The sequence below is a fragment of the Paeniglutamicibacter sp. genome, assembly GCF_046714615.1.
In the GTDB taxonomy this organism is placed as follows: Bacteria; Actinomycetota; Actinomycetes; order Actinomycetales; family Micrococcaceae; genus Paeniglutamicibacter.
Genome location: NZ_JBKKAP010000082.1, coordinates 1 through 21,369, shown reverse-complemented (window position 1 = coordinate 21,369; position 21,369 = coordinate 1). Strand labels below are relative to the sequence as shown.

At 61.9% G+C, this 21,369-nt stretch carries 18 protein-coding genes and 3 tRNA genes; 3 read left to right on the top strand and 18 right to left on the bottom strand.

Annotated features, from left to right (window positions below; genetic code table 11):
* Nucleotides 1–37: 37 nt before the first annotated feature.
* From ACLQ7E_RS09570 to leuC, 6 genes are all read right to left on the bottom strand, one after another.
* Nucleotides 38–1,162 carry a D-alanine--D-alanine ligase family protein gene (locus tag ACLQ7E_RS09570; RefSeq protein ID WP_411732351.1) on the bottom strand — a complete coding sequence of 375 codons (1,125 nt, stop codon included), beginning with the start codon at nucleotides 1,160–1,162 and terminating at the stop codon, nucleotides 38–40.
* Complete coding sequence (locus tag ACLQ7E_RS09565) at nucleotides 1,159–2,190, bottom strand: NAD(P)H-dependent glycerol-3-phosphate dehydrogenase (protein WP_411732350.1); 1,032 nt, start codon at nucleotides 2,188–2,190, stop codon at nucleotides 1,159–1,161. Before ACLQ7E_RS09565 ends, ACLQ7E_RS09570 begins: the two co-directional genes overlap by 4 nt.
* Nucleotides 2,187–2,960 carry a lysophospholipid acyltransferase family protein gene (locus tag ACLQ7E_RS09560; protein WP_411732349.1) on the bottom strand — a complete coding sequence of 258 codons (774 nt, stop codon included), beginning with the start codon at nucleotides 2,958–2,960 and terminating at the stop codon, nucleotides 2,187–2,189. The genes ACLQ7E_RS09565 and ACLQ7E_RS09560 overlap by 4 nt, the downstream gene beginning before the upstream one ends.
* Before the next feature lie 19 nt (nucleotides 2,961–2,979).
* Nucleotides 2,980–4,308 (bottom strand): UDP-N-acetylglucosamine 1-carboxyvinyltransferase, encoded by a 1,329-nt coding sequence (gene murA, locus ACLQ7E_RS09555; protein WP_411732348.1) that lies wholly within the window; start codon nucleotides 4,306–4,308, stop codon nucleotides 2,980–2,982.
* 208 nt (nucleotides 4,309–4,516) lie between these two features.
* A complete protein-coding gene (leuD, locus tag ACLQ7E_RS09550) occupies nucleotides 4,517–5,119 on the bottom strand; it encodes a 3-isopropylmalate dehydratase small subunit (RefSeq protein WP_411732347.1) in 603 nt (200 codons plus the stop codon).
* A 9-nt stretch (nucleotides 5,120–5,128) separates the two neighbouring features.
* Nucleotides 5,129–6,586 (bottom strand): 3-isopropylmalate dehydratase large subunit, encoded by a 1,458-nt coding sequence (gene leuC / locus ACLQ7E_RS09545; protein ID WP_411732346.1) that lies wholly within the window; start codon nucleotides 6,584–6,586, stop codon nucleotides 5,129–5,131.
* Nucleotides 6,587–6,698: 112 nt separating this feature from the next.
* Between leuC and ACLQ7E_RS09540 the strand changes: the two genes are divergently transcribed.
* A complete protein-coding gene (locus ACLQ7E_RS09540) occupies nucleotides 6,699–7,418 on the top strand; it encodes an IclR family transcriptional regulator (RefSeq protein WP_217390441.1) in 720 nt (239 codons plus the stop codon).
* A gap of 81 nt (nucleotides 7,419–7,499) precedes the next feature.
* Here the strand turns inward: ACLQ7E_RS09540 and thiL are convergent, their stop codons facing one another.
* From thiL to ACLQ7E_RS09480, 12 genes are all read right to left on the bottom strand, one after another.
* Nucleotides 7,500–8,519 (bottom strand): thiamine-phosphate kinase, encoded by a 1,020-nt coding sequence (gene thiL / locus ACLQ7E_RS09535; protein WP_411732345.1) that lies wholly within the window; start codon nucleotides 8,517–8,519, stop codon nucleotides 7,500–7,502.
* A complete protein-coding gene (locus tag ACLQ7E_RS09530; RefSeq protein ID WP_411732344.1) occupies nucleotides 8,506–10,146 on the bottom strand; it encodes a GTPase in 1,641 nt (546 codons plus the stop codon). The genes thiL and ACLQ7E_RS09530 overlap by 14 nt, the downstream gene beginning before the upstream one ends.
* Nucleotides 10,143–11,882 (bottom strand): dynamin family protein, encoded by a 1,740-nt coding sequence (locus ACLQ7E_RS09525; RefSeq protein WP_411732461.1) that lies wholly within the window; start codon nucleotides 11,880–11,882, stop codon nucleotides 10,143–10,145. The genes ACLQ7E_RS09530 and ACLQ7E_RS09525 overlap by 4 nt, the downstream gene beginning before the upstream one ends.
* A gap of 184 nt (nucleotides 11,883–12,066) precedes the next feature.
* Nucleotides 12,067–12,142: transfer RNA gene (locus ACLQ7E_RS09520), tRNA-Glu, on the bottom strand.
* 49 nt (nucleotides 12,143–12,191) lie between these two features.
* Nucleotides 12,192–12,264: transfer RNA gene (locus ACLQ7E_RS09515), tRNA-Glu, on the bottom strand.
* Nucleotides 12,265–12,332: 68 nt separating this feature from the next.
* Nucleotides 12,333–12,404 (bottom strand) — tRNA-Gln (locus ACLQ7E_RS09510).
* 113 nt (nucleotides 12,405–12,517) lie between these two features.
* Nucleotides 12,518–13,288, bottom strand: coding sequence for an HAD family hydrolase (locus ACLQ7E_RS09505; RefSeq protein ID WP_411732343.1), 771 nt, complete (start codon nucleotides 13,286–13,288; stop codon nucleotides 12,518–12,520).
* A 19-nt stretch (nucleotides 13,289–13,307) separates the two neighbouring features.
* On the bottom strand, nucleotides 13,308–14,813 hold the full coding sequence (gene gltX, locus ACLQ7E_RS09500; RefSeq protein ID WP_411732342.1) for a glutamate--tRNA ligase: 1,506 nt from the start codon (nucleotides 14,811–14,813) through the stop codon (nucleotides 13,308–13,310).
* A gap of 133 nt (nucleotides 14,814–14,946) precedes the next feature.
* On the bottom strand, nucleotides 14,947–15,708 hold the full coding sequence (locus ACLQ7E_RS09495; RefSeq protein ID WP_411732341.1) for a fumarylacetoacetate hydrolase family protein: 762 nt from the start codon (nucleotides 15,706–15,708) through the stop codon (nucleotides 14,947–14,949).
* A gap of 3 nt (nucleotides 15,709–15,711) precedes the next feature.
* Entirely contained in the window at nucleotides 15,712–16,827 is a 1,116-nt protein-coding gene (galE, locus tag ACLQ7E_RS09490) for a UDP-glucose 4-epimerase GalE (RefSeq protein ID WP_411732340.1), read from the bottom strand.
* Nucleotides 16,828–16,924: 97 nt separating this feature from the next.
* A complete protein-coding gene (locus ACLQ7E_RS09485) occupies nucleotides 16,925–18,019 on the bottom strand; it encodes a branched-chain amino acid aminotransferase (RefSeq protein WP_411732339.1) in 1,095 nt (364 codons plus the stop codon).
* 99 nt (nucleotides 18,020–18,118) lie between these two features.
* Entirely contained in the window at nucleotides 18,119–19,177 is a 1,059-nt protein-coding gene (locus ACLQ7E_RS09480) for a 3-isopropylmalate dehydrogenase (protein WP_411732338.1), read from the bottom strand.
* 164 nt (nucleotides 19,178–19,341) lie between these two features.
* Between ACLQ7E_RS09480 and ACLQ7E_RS09475 the strand changes: the two genes are divergently transcribed.
* Nucleotides 19,342–20,529, top strand: a complete 1,188-nt coding sequence (locus ACLQ7E_RS09475) for a sensor histidine kinase (RefSeq protein ID WP_411732460.1) — start codon at nucleotides 19,342–19,344, stop codon at nucleotides 20,527–20,529.
* 5 nt (nucleotides 20,530–20,534) lie between these two features.
* A complete protein-coding gene (locus ACLQ7E_RS09470) occupies nucleotides 20,535–21,224 on the top strand; it encodes a response regulator (RefSeq protein ID WP_411732337.1) in 690 nt (229 codons plus the stop codon).
* The last annotated feature ends 145 nt before the right edge of the window (nucleotides 21,225–21,369 follow it).

The window sequence follows — 21,369 nt, the reverse complement described above, 5'->3', positions numbered from 1 at the left end:
TCGGTGAAGGACCCCTCATTCGATGCGCGAGACGTTCCTAGCGCAGTCCGGTCTTACGGCTGAGTCCCAAGAGGATCAGTTCATCGATGAGGTCCGCATACTCAAGCCCTGTCTTGGACCACATGTGCGGGTACATGCTTGACGGCGTGAACCCGGGCATGGTGTTGATCTCGTTGATGATCCATTTGCCATCGGGTGTGTAGAAGAAGTCAACGCGTGAGAGTCCTTCGGCATTGACTGCATCAAAGGCTTCGGCAGCCAGTCGGCGCACCTCATCCGTGGCTTCGGAGTCAAGTGCTGCCGGGCAGCTGAGCTGGGCCGCTGCCCCGTCCACGTACTTGGCATCAAAGTCATAGAAGGTGTGGCCGGCATCATCAACAATGATTTCTCCGGGCATGGAAGCACGTGGCGGCAGCGAGCCGCGGCCCTCCAGGACGCCGCATTCGATTTCGCGGCCAACGATGCCCTGTTCCACGATCACCTTGGGATCGTGGATGCGTGCGGCCTCGATGGCAGCCGGGAGCGCGTCCGAGGTGTCCACGCGTGAAATGCCCACGGAGGATCCGGCACGGGCAGGCTTGACGAATAGCGGGTATTGAAGGCCTTCCACCGATTTCAGGCAAGCTGCCTGGTCTCGTTCCCAGTTCTTGTCCGGAATGACAACGTAGGGGCCCACTTCGAATCCGGCGGCCTCGAAGACCACCTTCATGAAGTGCTTGTCCATGCCAATGGCGCTGGCGGCAATGCCGGAACCCACGTACGGGACATCCACCATTTCCAGCATTCCCTGCAACGAGCCGTCCTCGCCGAAGGGGCCATGCAGAAGCGGGAACACCAGGTCGATGTCGCCCAGGCTCCGAACGGCGTGGCTGTCGTTCGAGGCAAGCAGTTCGTGGCTTCCCGGTTCACCGGTAAGGCGTAGGACCTCGGCACCGGCGGTCACCTCGGGTTTCTGGCTGTTGGCCAGAGACCAGGTGGTGACGTCCTGGTCCACCAGGGTCCAGGCACCGTCGCGGGTGATGCCCACGGGGACGACCTCGTACTTCTCTCGATCAATGGCCTCGAGGACGCCTGCAGCGGTGACGCAGCTGACGGGGTGCTCGGAGGAGCGGCCGCCAAAGAGCAGCATGACCCGGGGCTTGTGTGCGTTCACTTGACTCATTTGAGCTCACCTTCAGACTTTAATTGACGCCCCAACAGGCGTGCTCCCATGTTCTCCACGCTCAGCGTGCCTTCCAAAACCATGACAACTGCCTCGGTAATGGGTACTTCAACATTGTGGCGGGTCGCCAAATCCAAAACGGCCCGTCCCGATTTGATGCCCTCGGCCGTCTGTGACATGCGGTCGTTGACCTCGTCAAGATACAGGCCCTGGCCCAGCAGGCGACCCGCGGTGTTGTTGCGGGACAGCGAGGAGGAACAGGTGGCCACGAGGTCCCCAAGGCCGGCAAGGCCGGAAAGGGTTTCATAGCTTCCGCCCAGGGCCAGGGCAAGACGAGTGGTCTCGGCCAGGCCCCGGGTGATGATCGAGGACTTGGTGTTGTCTCCCATGCCCAGGCCGTCGCAGATGCCAACGGCCAAGGCAATGACGTTCTTGGCGATACCGCCGATTTCAACGCCAATGACGTCCGTATTGGTGTAGGGACGGAAGTAGTCCGTTGAGCACAGCGACGCGATCCAGGTGGCCGTGTCAAGATCCGAACTGGCGACCACGGAGGCGGTGGGCTGCTTACGGGCAATTTCCATGGCCAGGTTGGGGCCGGAAAGCACCGCAATGCGTTCGGGGGAAATTTCGACCTCGGCCGCTATCACTTCGCTCATGCGGGCATCGGTGTCCCGTTCAAGACCCTTCATCAGGGACATGAGGACGGCGTTTGGTTCAAGGAAATCCTTGAAGGAATGCAGCTGTTCGCGCAGGCTTTGGGCCGGCACCGCCAGGACCACCAGTTCGGCACCCGAAAGGACCTCGGCGGTGTTCGACGATGAAGTGATGTTGGAGGGCAGCACCGTTTCGCGCAGGTAGCGGGAGTTGGTGTGGCGAGTGTTGATCTCTGCCGCCACCTCGTCGCGGCGTGCCCAGACCATGATCTCGGTCCCGGCCTCGGCACCGGAGTCGGCCAGGACCTTGGCAAAGGTGGTGCCCCAGCTTCCGGCACCCATCACCGCGATTTTCCTTGGAGCGGGCCTCATGATTCGTTTTCCTTCGGTTGCTTCGATGACGAACCGTTCTCAAAATTGCGCCCCTGGGCTGCCTGGCCGTGGTTGGCCGGATCCCACAAGACCGCCGGTGCCTTTTCTCCGCGCAGGACGGCAACGTCATTGGTGATGGCACGCATGATGCGTTCGGTGGCCTCGGTGAGAACCGTCCGCGTCAACGGGATATCCCGCAGGTCATCGAGATCCACGGGGTCACCGGCAATGACCGTCACATGGCGGCGCGGAAAGAGCTTGATCCCCTTGGCATAGCGGGGAAACAAGTCCTGGGCTCCCCAGTGTGCCATGGGAATCACCGGGGCTCCGGTCTGCAGCGCCAACCGGGCTGCACCGGTGTGGCCGCGCATGGGCCACAGGTCCGGGTCCCTGGTCAAGGTGCCCTCGGCGTAAATAATGATGACCCCGTTGGCGTCAAGGACCTCCCGCGCGGTTTTCAGCGACTGGGACGCCCCGGCGGACGTACGGGCAACGGGAACCTGTCCCGTTCGACGCAAGAGGGTGCCGAGCACAGGGACCTTGAACAGGGATTCCTTGGCCAGGTAACGCGGGTAGCGCTTGGAGCTATAGATCGCATGGCCGACAACCAAGGGATCAATTTCGGTCACGTGGTTGGGGCAGAGGATGAACCCGCCGCTGGGCAGCTTGTCGAAGTCCCGCCACGTTCGACCGATCATTAGATTCATGACTGGCCGAACGATTCCGGCCGCTATGGCAAACGCGGTTTTTGTACCGCGAGATTCTTTCATGCAGGTCAGCCTATGCGGATCAGGAGATTTCGTTCATCTCGACGCGCGCACCCAAGTCAGTGAGCTTGTCCATGAACTTCTCGTAGCCCCGGTTGATCAGTTCGATCCCGGTGACGTGGCTGGTGCCTTCGGCGGCAAGGGCGGCAATCAGGTGGGAGAATCCGCCGCGCAGGTCGGGGATGTCAATGTCCGCTCCGGTCAGCGGGGTCGGCCCGGTGATGACGGCGGAGTGTTGGAAGTTGCGCTGGCCGAATCGGCAGGGGATGGCGCCGAGGCATTCGCTGTGCAGCTGGACCTTCGCGCCCATTTCCACCAAGGCGTTGGTGAATCCGAAACGATTCTCATACACGGTCTCGTGGATGATGGAAACGCCGGTGGCCTGGGTAAGTGCCACGACCAGCGGCTGCTGCCAGTCGGTCATGAAACCGGGGTGGACATCCGTTTCAAGGATCAAGGGCTTGAGGTCCCCGCCCGGATGGAAGAAGCGGATTCCGCCGTCAGTGACTTCAAACTCGCCACCAATCTGGCGGTAGGTGTGAAGGAACGCCGTGAGGTCGCGCTGGGCAGCGCCCTCAACGTAAATGTCGCCCTTGGTGACCAAGGCGGCAGAGGCCCAGGACGCGGACTCGTTGCGGTCCGGCAGGGCCTTGTGGTTGTAGCCGCTCAGGCTCTCGACACCGATGATGCGAATGACCCGGTCGCGGCCAACCGTGATAATGGCACCCATTTTTTGGAGCAGGGAGATCAGGTCAAGGATTTCCGGCTCAATGGCAGCGTTCTCGACCTCTGTGGTTCCCTTGGCACGCACGGCGGTCAGCAGCACCTGTTCGGTGGCGCCAACGCTCGGGTACGGAAGGGAGATCTTGGCACCGGTCAGGCCGTGGGGTGCACGGATGCTGGTGCCCAGGGGGCCGGCCTTGTCGATTACGGCACCGAAGTGGCGCAGCACGTCCAGGTGGAAATCAATCGGTCGGTCACCGATCTTGCAGCCGCCAAGGTTCGGAATCAGGGCCTCGCCGAGGCTGTGGAGCAGCGGGCCGCAGAAGAGGATGGGGATGCGCGAGTCGCCGGCGTGGGTGTCGATCTCGTTGCTGGTGGCGGTCTTGGTACCACTGGGGTCCATGGTCAAATCGCCGGTGGCCTCGTCCTTGGTGACGGTGACGCCGTGGATCTTCAGGAGGCTAGTGACAACGGCCACGTCCTTGATTTCAGGAACATTGCGCAAGACAGAGGGCGAATCCCCCAAGAGAGCAGCAACCATGGCCTTGGGAACCAGGTTCTTGGCACCCCTGACGGTCACTTTTCCCTTGAGTGGCACGCCACCATGAATCGTTAGGACTTTCGCCATGAACTTGAGTACCTCACCAAAATTGTTAGGCCTTCGAAACCGAAGGAAAGACTTAGCAAGCATACAGCCCCCGACATTGTCGGGGGCCGCATGGATAATGTAACGCTGGTCGCGCCGCCAGGAACCCTGCCTGCTTTTTTCCCGGGAATCCGGGAGTGATCAGCGACTACGGACGGCCCCGTTCCAACGTTAAGCGGTCAGCTAAGGCCTAGGAATAGCGGGCCGGAAGCGTGGTCGGCTTGAAGGCCGGACGCTCGGATTCAAAGGCCGTAATCTCATCCTCGTGCTGGAGCGTCAGGCCGATGTCATCCAGGCCCTCCATGAGCCGCCAGCGGGTGTAGTCATCAATCTCGAACGGGGCAATGATGGAACCGCACGTGACGCTGCGGGCCTCGAGGTCCACGGTGACTTCCGTCCCCGGGTGGTTCTCGATTTCCTTCCAGATCAGCTCAATGTCACTCTGTGCCACCTCGGCGGCAACCAGTCCCTGCTTGCCCGAGTTGCCGCGGAAGATATCGGCAAAGCGCGAGGAAAGGACGGCCTTGAAACCATAATCCTTCAGCGCCCAAACGGCGTGTTCGCGCGAGGAACCCGTTCCGAAGTCGGGACCCGCCACCAGGACGGAGCCCGTGGTGAATGGTTCCTGGTTCAGAATGAAGTTTTGGTCCTTGCGCCAGCCGGCAAAGAGGGCATCCTCGAACCCGGTGCGGGTAATGCGCTTGAGGTAGACGGCCGGGATGATCTGGTCCGTGTCCACATTGCTTTGGCGCAGCGGGACGCCGATTCCGGTATGGGTGGTGATTTTCTCCATGATGAATCCTTAGGCTACTTTTGCGGCGGAGGAAGGGGCATCCAGATCGGACACCGAGGACAGGGTCCCGCGGATCGCCGTCGCGGCGGCGACGATCGGGGAGACCAGGTGGGTGCGTCCGCCCTTGCCCTGGCGCCCCTCGAAGTTGCGGTTCGAGGTGGAGGCGCAGCGTTCGCCCTCGGCGAGCTGGTCCGGGTTCATGCCCAGGCACATGGAGCACCCGGCAAATCGCCATTCCGCACCGAATTCCTTGAAGATCTTGTCTAAGCCCTCGGCCTCGGCCTCGAGGCGGACGCGTGCCGATCCCGGGACCACGATCATTCGGATGTCGGGGTCCTTTTCCTGCCCCTGGATGATGCTTGCGGCGGCGCGCAGGTCTTCCATGCGGCTATTGGTGCAGGAACCCAGGAAGACCGTGTCCACGCGGATCTCCTTCATGGGGGTCCCGGCCACCAGCCCCATGTAGTCAAGTGCTCGCTCGCACGCGGCGCGTGCATTTTCGTCCTCGAAGTCCTCGGGTGCCGGAACCTTGTCGGAAAGCGAAACGCCCTGGCCGGGGTTGGTGCCCCAGGTGACGAAAGGCTCCAATTCATTGGCATCGAGGAACACCTCGGCGTCAAAACCTGCGCCCTCGTCGGTGGCAAGCGTGTCCCATTCGGCCACGGCAGCATCCCAGTTGGCACCCTGCGGCGCGTGCGGACGGCCATTGATGTATTCGTAGGTGATGGCATCCGGGGCAATCATGCCGGCGCGGGCGCCGGCTTCGATCGACATGTTGCAGATGGTCATGCGGGCATCCATGGACAGCGCACGGATGGCCGAGCCGCGGTATTCCAGGACGTAGCCCTGGCCTCCGCCGGTGCCGATCTTGGCAATGACCGCCAGGATGATGTCCTTTGCCGTCACGCCCGGCTTCAGCGTTCCCTCGACATTGATGGCCATGGTCTTGAACGGCTTCAAGGAAAGCGACTGGGTCGCCATGACGTGTTCGACCTCGGAGGTGCCAATGCCGAATGCAAGGGCGCCGAAGGCTCCATGGGTCGAGGTGTGGGAATCGCCGCAGACCACGGTCATGCCCGGCTGGGTCAGGCCCAGCTGGGGGCCTACCACGTGGACGATCCCCTGTTCCTTGTCACCCAGCGAGTGCAGGCGGACTCCGAACTCGGCACAGTTCTTGCGCAGGGTCTCGATCTGCATGCGGCTGGTCAGATCCGCAATCGGCTTGTCGATTTCCAGCGTCGGGGTGTTGTGGTCCTCGGTGGCAATCGTCAGGTCCGGCCGGCGCAGCGGGCGCCCGGTCAGGCGAAGGCCCTCGAAGGCCTGCGGCGACGTCACCTCGTGGATCAGGTGCAGGTCGATATAGATCAGGTCTGGCTGGCGCGCGCCGCCTGCTCCCTCACCCTTTCGAACGACGTGTGCGTTCCATACTTTTTCGGCCAGCGTCTGTGCTGCCTGGTGTGCGGCCATAACCGACTCCCTCGCTTGATAAAAGTCCTATGTCTCAACTGTTCCACCCGCGCACACGTAATATCCAGTAAGCAGATTTGCATCTCAAATAGTGAGATAGCAATATCAAACTATGGACACATCAAGTGGCGTTGGCGTCATCGACAAAGCGGCCCTCATCCTCAATGCCCTTGAGGCCGGACCCACTTCCCTGGCCCAGCTGGTCTCCCTGACAAAGATCTCACGGCCCACCGTGCACCGCCTGGCCCAAGCACTCGTGCACCACCGGCTCGTGGGCAAGGACATCCATGGGCGCTTCGTCCTCGGCGGGCGCCTGGTGGAACTTGCTTCGGCGGCCGGCGAGGACCGACTGATTGCCGCGGCCGGCCCGCTGCTGATCCAATTGCGCGATTCCACTGGCGAAAGCACCCAGGTGTTCCGTCGGCAGGGCGACTACCGTGTCTGTGTGGCCTCGGCCGAGCGCCCCGTGGGTTTGAGGGACACCATCCCCGTGGGAACCCAGCTATCCATGAAGGCCGGCTCCGCCGCACAGGTCCTGCTGGCGTGGGAGGACCACGAGCGACTGCTGGATGGGCTGCACGGCGCGCGTTTCACGCCCACCATTCTGGCTGGAGTCAGGCGGCGAGGCTGGGCCCAAAGCCTGGGCGAGCGCGAACCGGGTGTTGCCTCGGTCTCGGCTCCAGTGCGCGGCCCCTCCGGACGTGTCATCGCTGCAGTGTCGATGTCGGGCCCCATTGAACGCCTCTCGCGTCAGCCGGGCAAGGCGCACCAGGAAGTCGTCGTCCAGACCGCCAATGCCTTGAGCGAAGCCTTGAGGAAAACCGGGGACTAGAAGGAAGGCGATTCTCCATGTGTGGTTCCGGTCGCACTGCTCAGTTGGACCTCGTTGTGAAGAATCGGGGAATCGCTTCCCCTAGCCTTCGAAGTGGTCAAACCCCTTGTCTGTCTGAGGCATCTTGCCATCCAAGAGAATTCCAGAACGCGGCTTGCCGCCAACGGGCTCCTTGACCATGCCGACGGCGCGGAAACCCTCCGGCAGGTCATCCGCGCTCGGGAATGTGGCCAACAGCCCGTGGTCTTCCCCGCCGCCGAGAACCCACTCCAAGGGATCTTTCCGCAGCCTTGCAGCAGCCGGGGACAGACGTTGCGCGTCTGCTTCCATGGTCCGGCTGTCAAAATCAATGACAACCCCACTGGAAATCGCCATGCGGCGACCGTCCTTGAGCAGCCCGTCGGAGAGGTCCATCATGGCCGTGGCCCCGGCGCGGGCGGCCCCGGGTCCGGCCGCCAGCGGCGGGGCGGGACGCCGCTGGCCGAAGACCAGGACCTGCTCGTCCGCGGTCCACCCCAGATGTGAAATCGATGAATCCAAGAGCGCCAGACCCGCAGCTGCCACGCCCAGGGCTCCGCTCACAGCGACCACGTCACCCGGCCTTGCCCCGCTGCGAAGGACTGGATGGTCGGTGGCAAGTGTTCCGGTGACTGCCGCAGTGATGGACACCTCGCTCCCCCGGCCCAGGTCTCCCCCGCATATGGCACAGAAGGTGGCGCCCAGTTCGCGGACCGCGGCACTAAAACCATCCGCCAAGTCTTCCACCCACGAAATCGGGGTGGTGTGCGGCAGCGTCAGCGAAATCACCGCGGACGTCGCGATGGCACCCATGGCGTTGATGTCGGAGAGGTTCTGGGCGGCAGACTTCCACCCGACGTCAAAGCCGCTGCTTTGAAATCCGCTTGGCCAGCGCAACCTGAAGTCCTGGTTCTCCACGAGCGTGTCCACGGTGATCACGAACTTGCCGCCGGGGGCGGCAATCAAGGCAGCATCATCTCCCGGGCCGAGCAAGGCCGAGGCGCCCTGGAGGCGCGGCAATATCCTGGCCAGGAGCCCGCTTTCGCCAAGATTTCCTACGGTCAAAAGATCAGCTGCGGGCACGTTGCAAGGCTCCAATGAAAAGGTTGTGTCTGGTTATTTCCGCACCCACCGGTTCAATGACCGATCGCTCCGCCACTGCGCCGATCGAGGCATGTAGCGCACGTTTGGCCTTGCGGGCGCGCCCGGCGGCCCCGATACGGGCGATGAGTCCTGTGACAATCCCCAGAACGATTCCCAATAATATGCCAATGACGAGCATTAGTGTGGGGACCGGGAAGCCTTCGACCTTGGGAGCTTCGGGCAAGGTGAATTGCAGGTATTGGGCACCGAACAAGGTACCCAGCCAGAGTGCCCCGGCAAGGGCGGCGACCAACGATATCCACTGGATGACGGAGACCACCGGCCACCACCAGGCCCCGGTTGTTGCACCGATATTCGTGTTGGCGATGGCTTGGTCCAACTCGTCGGGGAGCTTCGCCCCGCCGGCGCGCGCCGCCCGCCGAATCGATCCCTGCCAGGTTTCGGGCGCTCCGGCGCTTGCCTCATCTGCGTAGCGCCTGACCGCGGAATCGGCTTGGGCCTTTTGCGCTGCACCGGGGGCCGGCAGGGAGGTTCGGTTGAGCTTCGGGTTGACATCCGTGCTCTTGAGATTGAGCCGGCGCAACGGGTCGGGGCGTACCTTGGCCAACCAACGGGTCAGCGGCCAGCCCGTTTTCCTGTGGGCATCCAGCCGGTAGGAAGTGCGCACGGCACCCACCACGGTATCCACGCCCGCGGCCGCGGCAAGCTCCCCGGTCAGCGCCTTCTTGGCAGGCGCCCCGGGCAACCTGAGTTCCTCTTCCCGTGATCCCTCCGCCATCCGTCCCGCGATGGTTGCCACGTCGGCCGTGAGTCGGTTGGTGGCAGCACCGCGCTGGGTTACGACCCGCGCAATCTCCTGGCGCAGTGAGTCCAGGCCTTCGCCGGTCATCGCTGAGACGCCAAGTATTCTTGGGCTGGCCAAGCCGTCTGCCAGCAGGATGGAACGCAACGAATCCATGACGGGTTCACGCTGGTTCTCCCTGAGCTTGTCGATCTGGTTCAGGACCACCAAGGTAACCGAGCCGTGGGTTGCCAGCGGCCTGATGAAGTCATGGTGGACGGCGGCGTCCGCATACTTTTGGGGATCCAGGACCCAAATCAAGACGTCCACCTGGCCAGCCAGCTTGGTCGCGATCTCGCGATTTGCCGCGACCGTGGAATCGAAGTCCGGAAGGTCCAAAAGGATCAGTCCGCTGGCTTCCTTTTCCGATCCAAAGAATCCCTTTTTTTCCAGACGCAAGGGGGCGTCAAGGACGTGACGTTGCTGCACGCCCAACCAATCGAGCAACGGGTCCGAGCCGGCCCGTCCCCAGATTCCTGCCAGGGGTTGGCTGGTCGTCGGCCGGGTTGCCGCGGTTCGCGCGAGGTCTTGGCCCACCACCGCATTGAACAGGGAGGACTTTCCGCTGCCTGTCGCACCAAAAAAGCCGACCACTGTGTGCTCCGCCGAGAGCGTCCTGCGGGTCGAGGAGCGTTCAAGGATCTGCCACGAAGCTTCACTCACCGCCGGGTCAATGCGGTCGGCGCCCAGCTCGGTGGCTTCCTTGAGTGCTTCGAGCCTAAGTTCAAGCGGGCTCACGGTTGTGGTTTGACGGCGGCGGCTCATGCACCTTGCTCCCGGGCCAGTCGGCGTATGGCTGCCGAATTCTGTTTCATGCGGTTTGCGTCCTGTGCGGTGGGAATGTTTTCGAGTCGAGAGGTGAAACGCTGCTTTTCCGTCTCCAGGAGATCCGTGCACCGGGCTGCCAGGGAATCCTTCGCATGCTTGGTGAGCCTGCGGACCGCGTCCTCGCCAAAGATTGCCTCGAGCAATTTTTGGCCGACCACGGCGGAGCCGCCGGCGATTCCGACTTCAAGCCCCGTCAATCCGGCGGTAGAGGCAAAGACAACCACCATCAGGGCCACGGCGACGCCATTGACGCCAAAGGAGACCATGCGTGCGGTCATGCGTTTGTTCGCTCCTTCGGTACGGATGATGTCCATCAGATCACCCTGCCAGGCACGGACCTGCTCCGCGACTTGGTCGGAGAATCCGGGAGACAGGGAACCAAGGTTGGCGGGACCCACCAATGCCTTGCCCGCGGGGTCTGCGCGCCATCTTTCCTCGGTGGTTTCGCTGGCCTTTGCGGCCTGGTCCACCACCACCGCGTGCAGGCCGCTCTCGATGGCCTCCTCCACCTGGCCCACAGGCTTGGGCTTGCCGGTAAAGAAGGCACCGATCCTGTCGCGCAGGCGGCCAATGCCGGATTCCAGTGAGCGGAAGAATTCCCCGGTGCCGACAAAGTCTTGCCAACGTGCCAGGACCTCGCCTCGCAGGAGGGTTCCGTCCTGCACGCTGGCCAGGATTCCGGCATGGGCCTGCTCAAAGGCCTCATCGGCGTATTGGGCCAGCCGGGTTCCACTGGTCCCTTGCTCCCCCATGGCCGAGGCAATGCCATCGCTGCGATCCGCGAGCTGGCCAAGCACCCCCGCCAGGGTTTGGCGGGCAATCGCGGCCCGCGATTCGGCATTGGCAGCCAACCCGCCCAGCCAGGCCTTAAGCGGTGCAACGGCGGTTGCCGGCAACATGTCCATTTCGTCAAGGTCCACTTCGGGAACCACAAAGAGTTCGGCGCCGCCCAGCCCTTCGCGTTGGAGCATGCCCCGCAGGTCGGTGGCTATCTCGTCCTCGACTCCCGGTGGTACGCGGTCCAAGACCACTGCCACGGTGATGTTGCGTCCCGCGGCCTCGGAGAGCAGTTTCCAGGGAACTGCGTCCGCGTATCGATTGGCGGTGGTGACAAAGATCCAGAGATCGGCCGCGGCCAGCAGCTGGCCGGCCAGACGGCGATTTTCATCCGAGATGGAATCCACGTCCGGTGCGTCCAGGATGGCCATGCCACGGGGAACCGCGTCATCCTGCAACAGGATGATCGATTCTGTCACGGCGGCATCCGGTGTGGCACCGACCTGCGCCGCGGGAATCGCTTGGTTCCGACGGACGGCGGTTCCGGTGATGCGCCGCAGGCCCGGGAGGATCCTGTCGTTCTCCAGCCATGCCCGATCCAGTTCGTGGTGCAGGAGGATGGGTTGGCGGGTGGTGGGCCGGATGGCGCCGACGCGGGTGACGGGGTGGCCGACGATTGCGTTGACCAGGGTGGACTTCCCAGCCCCGGTCGAGCCGCCCACCACGGCCAGCAGCGGCGCGTCCAGGCTGCGGTAACGCGGCAGGATGTAGTCGTCGAGTTGTTCCACGGCGGTCCGGGCGTTTTCGCGTGCTTGGGCGACGCCGGCGATATCCAACGGCAGGATGCTGCCCGAAAGATCCGTGCGGACGTCGGTGAGCAGGTTGATGGCTTCCATGTCGGCCGGTACGGCCGAGAGTGGTGGCGAACCTTTGGGTTCAGCGCCATTGCTAGTAGTCACCACTACATCATGCCAAAGACTTTGGCTTTTTATTCGCAAGCTTGCCCAAGATCTCAAGGGCGAATTGAAAAATGGCCGTTAACGACAAATGGCTCCAAACTAGGTTTGGAACCATTTGTGTTGGTGACCCCAGCGGGATTCGAACCCGCGTTACCGCCGTGAGAGGGCAGCGTACTAGGCCGCTATACGATGGGGCCGCATAGCTGCAACGTTTTAGGACTGTTACCGTCCGATTCAATTGAATCGTGACCCCAGCGGGATTCGAACCCGCGTTACCGCCGTGAGAGGGCAGCGTACTAGGCCGCTATACGATGGGGCCGTATGCTTTGCGTGGAGGACTTTCGCCCTCCACGCAAACCGGTCCTCGCTTTCGCGAAGACCGTGACGCTGGGGTACCAGGACTCGAACCTAGAATGTTGGTACCAGAAACCAGTGTGTTGCCAATTACACCATACCCCACAGCGTTGATTTGCTCTCCGGCTTTCTTTTCGAAAGCTTTCGTGCGCCTCAGCACGAGAAATAACTATACCGGCGGATCTGCATAAAGTACAAATCGGGGGTTCACTAGGTTCCTAGCGGGACAAAAACCCCGGGTTTCCGGCGATTATTGCGGCCAATGAGCCAAGATTTTGCAATATTTCAGCCGACACGGTTTTGTGATCTGGCGCACGATCCAAAAGGATTCCTTGCAGCCCCGCGTCCTTGGCACCCTGGACATCATTGACCGGGTTGTCCCCCACGTAGAGGGTGGCGCCAAGGGTGGTGCCAAGCAGCCGGCAGCCGGCATGGAAGGGGCGCGAATCCGGCTTCGGCGCACCCGCGGTATCCGAACCCACGAGCACCGAGATCCGGCCAAGGCCCGAAAGCTGCAACTTTTTGCGTTGGTAACTCTCCACGTTGTTGCTGACCGCCCCGTAAGGAATGGACATGGCATCAAGTGCGTCAAGGCAGTCGTGGACGTCGGGGAAAGGCGCCCACATGCCTTGCACCACCTCTTCGTAGCGGGCGCTCCACACTCCAAGCGCCTCTGCCGGCGGTGCTTCCAATCCAACGAGCCCGTAGGCACGCCGGATTCGTTCGGCACGTTGGCCCAGGAATGTCAGCTCCCCCGCCATATAGCGCTCGTACGCGCCGGCACCGTCATCTGCATAGTCCCGGGCCACGTGTTCACGCATGGTTGCGGGAACGTCACCGAAGTCCTCGGCCGTGAGGTGGTGAAAGCCCTTCATGGAGGCGGAGTTCAGATCCACCAGGGTGTCATCAATATCAAACAGAACGCCCTCAACCCGGGCCACGGAAGATGCTCCGTGCGTTGGGTTGAGGGCGCTGGTCGCGTTGTCCACGATTCTGGTTTGCTCCTGGTTACCGGGTGGCCCGGAAGGCGCGCACGCGGTTCAGCGAGGATTCCTTGCCCAGGATCACCATGGACTCGAACAACGGCGGGGAGATCCGCTTGCCTGACACCGCGGTGCGGATCGGGCCGAACGCATGGCGCGGCTTGATGCCGAGCCCCTCAACCAATGAGGACTTCAAGACGTCCTGGATGGTCTCGGCATCCCACTGGTTCGCTGCCTCGAGCGCGGCGAGGCCGGCATCAAGGACCTCGGCGGTGTTCTCCGGCAGGCCCTTCAAGGCATCGGCGGCCGGCTCAATGGCCGAGTCCTCGGTGAACAGGAACTCGAGCATTTCCGGCGCCTCGCCCAGCAGCGTGATCCGTTCCTGGACCAGCGGGGCGGCCTCGGTAAGGATCTCGTTCTGGCGCTCGGTCAGCTGCTCCCCCACTAGGCCGTGGGCCCGGAGATACGGGACCAGCCGTTCGCGGAAGTCCGCGGCATCCAGCATGCGAACGTGGGTGCCGTTGATGGCCTCGGCCTTCTTGATGTCAAAGCGTGCCGGGTTGGAAAGCACGTTGTGGACGTCAAATGCCTCGATGAGCTGGTCCCGGGTGAAGATGTCTTCATCGGCGCTGAGTGACCAGCCGAGCAGGGACAGGTAGTTCAGCAGGCCCTCGGGAATGAATCCACGGTCCCGGTGAAGGAAGAGGCTCGATTCGGGGTCGCGCTTCGATAGCTTCTTGTTTCCCTGGCCCATCACATAAGGCAAGTGACCAAAGAGAGGCATGTACTGGGCTACATCGATATCGATCAACGCACGGTACAAGGCAATCTGGCGGGGGGTCGAGGAGAGCAGGTCCTCGCCGCGCAGCACGTGGGTGATCCCCATCAGCGCATCATCGACGGGGTTCACCAGCGTGTAGAGCGGCTGGCCGTTGGCGCGCACCACCACGAAGTCTGGCACGGTGCCGGCCTTGAAGGTGATTTCCCCGCGGACCAGGTCGGTGAAGGTCAGGTCCTCATCCGGCATGCGCACGCGGAGCACCGGCTCACGGCCTTCGGCGCGGTAGGCGGCGATCTGCTCTTCACTGAGGTCACGGTCATAGCCGTCATAGCCCAGCTTCGGGTCCCGGCCGGCAGCCTTGTGGCGGTCTTCGACTTCTTCGGGGGTGGAGAAGGATTCGTAGACGTGCCCGCCGGCACGGAGCTTGGCGATGACGTCCTGGTAGATGTCGCCGCGCTGGGACTGGCGGTACGGTTCGTGCGGTCCGCCGACGTTGACACCCTCATCCCAGGTGATCCCGAGCCAGTCCAAGGCGTCAAGCAATTGGTGGTAGCTTTCCTCGGAGTCGCGCTTGGCGTCGGTGTCTTCAATGCGGAAGATCATCTTTCCGCCGGTGTGGCGCGCATAGGCCCAGTTGAACAGGGCGGTGCGAATCAGGCCTACGTGCGGTGTGCCGGTCGGAGACGGGCAGAAGCGTACGCGGACGGGGGTTTCATCGGTCACGGTGGGAATGAGGGATACATCAGTCATGATGTGACCATTCTATGTCCCCGCACCTGATCAACCGGCAAGCGCGTTGCCGTCGCGCGCGGTCGGAGCTGGTTAAGCGCCATTGGCCCCGGATACCGGGGCCAATCGCAATGAAAAAGAAGAGACCAGTGATCTAGCGGCGGAAGGTGTTGCTCAGGGTTCCGATTCCCTCGATCTCGACCTCCACGCGCTGCCCCTCGGTCACCAGACCGACTCCCGCCGGGGTGCCGGTGAGGATCACATCACCCGGAAGCAAAGTGAAGGCCGCCGATGCATAGGCAACCAGGTCGTTGATGCCCCAGGCCATTTCGGAGGTGTTGCCGTCCTGGACGACGGTTCCATCGAGGCGGGTGGTCAGTTGGGTGTCCTCGTGGTCCAATTCTGTCTGGATCCATGGTCCCAGCGGGCAAGAACCGTCCCAGCCCTTGGCACGGGCCCACTGGCCATCGGTCCTCTGCGCGTCACGTGCGGTGAGGTCATTGGCGATCGTGTAGCCGAAGATCACGTCCTGGGCTTTCTCTGCCGGGACGTCCTTGCAGATCCTTCCAATGACAACGGCAAGCTCGCCCTCGTAGGAAATTTCCTCGGAGAAGCTCGGCAAGGTGATTGGGTCACCGGATCCGACGACTGCCGTGTTGGGCTTCAGGAACATCAAGGGCTCCGCCGGCACCTCATTGCCCAGTTCGGCTGCGTGGTCGGCGTAAGTACGTCCGAAGCACACCACCTTGGAGCGGGGAATGATCGGGGCAAGCAACCGGACATCCTCAAGCTTGTGCTTGACGCCGGTTGGCTTGATTCCTTGGAAGAAGGGGTCACCGGAAATGACGATGACCTCGTCATCTTCCACGACGCCGTACATGGGGTCACTGTCAACGACAAAACGAGCAATACGCATGGTTTATAGCTTAGTGGCTTCGTTGGATCCGGCTGCGCGTTTCGGCTTCGGCCCCTTGCCCACTTCTTCCTCGGATTGTTCTTCGGCCTGCGGCCGTACTGGGTCCGTGTCCGGATATCCGGTGGGGTTGGATGATTGCCACCGCCACATGTCCTCGACCATCTGCTCAAGGCCGCGCTCGGCCTTCCAGCCAATTTCCTCGCGGGCCAACGCCGGATCCGCGTAGCTCGCAGCCACATCACCCGGGCGGCGGTCCACGATCTCATAGGGGATCTGGCGCTCGGAGGTTCGGGCGAAGGCCTGGATGACCTCGAGCACCGAGGAGCCATGTCCCGTGCCCAGGTTCCAGGCATGCAATCCCCCATGGTCCTGCAGGTATACAAGTGCGGCCAGGTGCCCGGCGCCGAGATCCACGACATGGATGTAGTCGCGCACCCCGGTCCCGTCGGGCGTCGCGTAGTCCCCGCCGAACACCTTGACTTGCTCACGAATTCCCACCGCCACCTGCGCAATGTACGGCATCAGGTTGTTGGGGATGCCCCGCGGGTCCTCGCCAATCCGGCCGGACTCATGGGATCCCACCGGGTTGAAATAGCGAAGCTTCGCAATGGACCACCGTGGGTCGGAGGCCGCGAGATCGTCCAGCATGCCCTCAATGTGGAGCTTGGTCCGGCCGTAGGGGTTGGTGGCCGACAATGCCGTCGATTCGGTGATCGGGAGTTCAAGGGTTTCCCCGTACACCGTCGCCGAGGAGCTGAAGACCAAGGTCCGAACGCCTCGGGCTTCCATGGCCTCGAGCAGGTTCAGCGTCCCGGTGACGTTGTTGCGGTAATACTTCAGTGGTTGGGAAACGGATTCTCCCACCGCCTTGAGCCCCGCAAAGTGGATGACCGCTTCGGGCCTGGCCGCCTCGAACACTTCCTGCAATCGGTGCTCGTCCAGCAAGTCACCGACATGCAATTGTGCATTATGGCCAGTGAGTTCCGCGACCCGGAGCAGGGCCTCGGGCGAGGAATTGCTTAGGTTGTCGAATACGTGGACCTCGTGGCCCTCTTCCAAGAGAAGCAAGACCGTGTGGGATCCAATGTAGCCGGCACCGCCGGTGACCAGAATGCGCATGCAATCCATTCTATGGAACGGAGCGCCGTACATGCGTCTCAAACAGCGATGGGGTGGGTTTCTTTTCGAATCCCACCCCATCGCAAACGTTTCTCGCTTACGCGAGTCGTTCCAGCCAACCGTGGCGATCCTCGACAACACCGGTTTGAATACCGAGCAGTTCTTCGCGCAGTGCCATGGTCACTTCGCCCGCAGGCGCTTCCGGGTCGCCGATGTGTTCGTCGCCGTTCTTCAGCACCCCAATCGGGGTGATGACGGCGGCGGTGCCGCAAGCAAAGACTTCCTGGATGTCCCCATTGGCTATGCCCTGGCGCCATTCACCCAACGTAATGGTGCGTTCTTCAACTTCAAGCCCGCGGTCAATGGCCAGCTGAATGATCGAGGAGCGGGTGATACCTTCAAGGATGGTTCCGGTCAGGCGCGGGGTGACAAGCTTGCCGCCCTTCATGACAAAGAAGACATTCATGCCACCGAGCTCTTCCACAGCCTCGTCGTTGAACGGATCGAGGAAGAGAACCTGCTTGCAGCCGTTTTGTTCGGCCTCCAGCTGCGCAACCAGGGAAGCAGCGTAGTTGCCGCCGCACTTGGCCGCACCGGTGCCACCGCGGCCGGCGCGCGCGTAGTTGTGCGACACCCAGATACCCACCGGCTTCAGTTCTCCGCCGAAGTAATTGCCGGCAGGGGACGCGATGACACGGTAGGAAACCTTGCGAGCCGCACGAACGCCCAGGAAGGCTTCCGTGGCAATCATGAAGGGACGGAGGTAGAGCGCCTCACCGTCACCGCTTGGGACCCACTGGACATCCGCCTTCACCAGGCAGCGCAGCGACTCAACGAACGCTTCCTCGTCCAGTTGCGGAAGAGCCAAACGTTCGGCGGATCGATTCAGTCGGGCGGCGTTTGCGTGCGGACGGAACGTCCAGACACTTCCATCCTCATGGCGATAGGCCTTCAGGCCTTCGAAGATTTCCTGGCCGTAGTGCAGGACCGACGCCGCCGGATCCATGGCAATGGGACCGTAGGGTTCAATGCGCGCGTTACTCCAGGTTCCCTCCGGGCCTTCGCCATCGGCCGCCCAGTCGACGACTGCGGTGTGGTCAGTGAAGAAATCCCCAAAACCTGGGTTGGCCAAAATGCTGGCGCGTTCCTGATCGCTTTTACGGTGAGTTGAGAGATCTTCAATGAATTCCATGATGCCGTCAGGCTTCCTCTTCGACAGGGTGTTGCGGTGGCAAGCGAGCAAGGGCTTGCCACCCTAAGAATTGGTTCCTAAATGAACCTAGGCACCAGCTTAAGCCAGAGCGGCAACGATTGCATCGCCGATCTCCGTGGTGCTACGTGGATCGGTCATTTCATCGCGCGAAGCAATGTCGCTTTCCACCGCCACTTCAACCCGTCGGGCCGCCTCCGGCAGGCCGACATGGTCAAGCAAGAGTGCCACCGAAAGGATTGCCGCAGTCGGGTCCGCCTTTTGCTGACCGGCAATATCCGGGGCCGAACCGTGAACCGGTTCAAACATTGAAGGTGCGGTGCGGTCCATGTTGATGTTCCCGGAAGCCGCCAGGCCAATGCCACCGGTGATGGCGCCTGCCTGGTCGGTGAGGATGTCACCGAAGAGGTTGTCGGTGACGATGACATCAAAACGGGAGGGATTGGTCGTCATGAAGATCGTCGCAGCATCCACGTGCAGGTAGTCGTGGGTGACATCCGGGAACTCGACTGCCACTGCCTCGACGGCCCGGCGCCACAGGTGGCCGGCGAAAACCAGCACGTTGTGCTTGTGGACCAAGGTCACATGCTTGCGGGTTCGTTCGTTGGCACGGCGGAAGGCGTCGCGTACAACTCGCTCGACACCGTGGGCAGTATTGATGGAAACTTCGGTGGCGATTTCATGGGGAGTACCCACGCGCAGCGCTCCGCCGTTTCCGACATAGGGGCCCTCAGTGCCTTCGCGGACCACGATGAAGTCAATTTCACCGGGGTTTGCCAGCGGGCTCGGGACACCCGGGTAGAGCTTGGAGGGGCGCAGGTTCACGAAATGGTCGAGGCTGAAGCGCAGCTTCAGGAGCATTTCGCGCTCGATCAGTCCCGACGGAATGCGGGTGTCCCCCGGCGCCGCACCGACGGCGCCGAAAAGGATCGCGTCATGGCCGCGGAGCGCGGTGAGCGTCTCCTCCGGAAGGGTCTCCCCCGTCTCCAGCCAGTGCTCTGCACCGAGCTTGTAGTCGGTCAGTACCAATTGCACGTTCGATTCTTCGGTTGCCTTCTTCAGGACCTTTACGGCCTCGGCAATTACTTCAGGACCAATGCCATCACCTGGAATGACGGCAATATTCAAGGATTCGCTCATGACACATGAGTTTATCGACTCGTATCATTATGTGAGCAACCCGTCTCATATTGTGAACGATTCGATCGCCCTGCCAGATCTCATGCCTTGGCATGATGTTTGCACTGGGTCCGCACCGTAGGCTACTCATGGAAGAAACAGTCCCGTTGCCAACGCAGGAATCAATGACGCCACACCGCACCATAGATAAGTGGATTCGCGAGAATCCAAACAAGGTCGATCTCATTCTCGGTCTCGGGATTTGGCTCGTCTTCGGACTCTTTGCCGGAATCATGTTGGGGGTTTCAGGAAACGGCTGGACGCAAGCCTTCCTGGGTTCGGTTCAAACGCTTCCACTCATCTGGCGGCGGCGACGGCCCGGACTGGCCGCAGGATTCATTGTCCTCGCGCATCTCATCCAGATTGCCCTCACAAGCGAATTATTGCCTTCCCAGATTGCCGTACCAATTACGGTCTTTTCATTGGCGGCATACGGCAAACGTTGGCAATCCTTCGCGGGGCTTGGCGCGGGTTTCCTTGGCGCCGTGCTCGCCAGCGTTCGCATAGGTGCTTGGGCCGGCGGCAACTCGTCTGAAGGCACGGTGCGCAATTTCATCGGTCTTGGACTCTTGGTGTTGGTGGCGTGGACTTTTGGGGATTTGGCCCGGACCCGGCGGCTTGCCTTGCAAACACTTGAGGACCGCGCGCGGAGGCTCGAAATTGAACGGGAGCAGGAACGCGCGTTGGCTGCCGCCGATGAACGCAGCCATATCGCCCGCGAGATGCACGACATTGTTGCCCATTCCCTGTCGGTCATCATCACGCAATCCGACGGGGCCCGATATGCCAGTGAACACGACCCGGAGATTGCCCGAGAAACCCTTGCCACCATTTCCCGGACGGGGCGCAGCTCGCTGCGAGAGATGCGCCGGCTGTTGGGCGTGCTGCGCAGCGACGATGAGGCTTCCACGCGGCCGCTCCCGACGCTCTTGGATGTTCCCGCGCTACTGGACGCCACGCGCATGAGCGGCCTGGCAATCAACTTTACGCAGGAAGGGTCCGCCCGACGTGAACTTCCTGCCGGGGCCGAGCTCACTGCGTACAGGGCCCTGCAGGAGGCTCTGACCAATGTGCTCAAGCATGCTGGGCCCGAAGCCGTGGCCAGCATGAGGCTGGGCTGGGGCAACCGCGGACTGCAGCTTATCGTTTCTGACAATGGTCGAGGCGCCGGGGTCCTCGGCAACTCCGAATCGGGCCAGGGCCTACGGGGCATGGCCGAACGAGTTGCCCTCTACGATGGTCAAGTTGAAGCAGGACCCAGGGCCGGCGGCGGCTTCCACGTTGCCGTATTCATCCCCTACACCGAGGACTAAAAATCTTGCCCAAAGAAAATCCCATCCGAGTCGCCCTCGTCGATGACCAGCTACTGGTTCGAAGTGGTTTCAGGATGCTTATCAATTCCCAGGCGGACCTCCATGTGGTGGCCGAAGCATCCAATGGGCGTGAGGCCATCACTTCCCATGCATTGGCAACAGCCGATGTAATTCTCATGGACGTTCGCATGCCCGAAATGAATGGGATTGAGACCACCGAGCATTTGCTTTCGAAGCAATCCACGGTTGCTCCCGGCCCCAGGGTCATTGTCTTGACCACGTTCGACCTTGATGAATACGCGATGGCTGCCATTCAGGCCGGTGCCAGCGGTTTCCTGCTCAAGGATGCCCCGCCGGAAGAACTTCTGGAATCGATCCGCACCGTCCACCGAGGGGACGCCGTCATCGCACCGTCCACCACACGGCGGCTCCTTGACCACGTTGCGCCGATGCTTCGACGCTCCATGCTTCCGGACGGTGTCCATGTCAAGGCCGTGCAGTCATTGACACGTCGAGAACGCGAAGTTTTCGAGCTCATTGCCAACGGACGCTCCAATCCGGAAATTGCGGCGGGGCTGTTCCTTTCCGAAGCAACGGTCAAGACACACGTGGGACATATCCTTGCCAAGCTCAATGCCCGAGATCGCGTGCAAGCGGTGGTCATTGCTTACGAGACCGGAATAGTCACGCCATAGTTTTCACTCATGACTGATGAAACGAATCTCCCCACTCGCGGGCCAGAACGACAATTGCGATGTTTTCCGCATAAGTGAAGGCCGGCTCAACAACTATAAGTTTGAGAGCCCGCCGTGAATTAGATATTGCAATCTAGATTGGTTG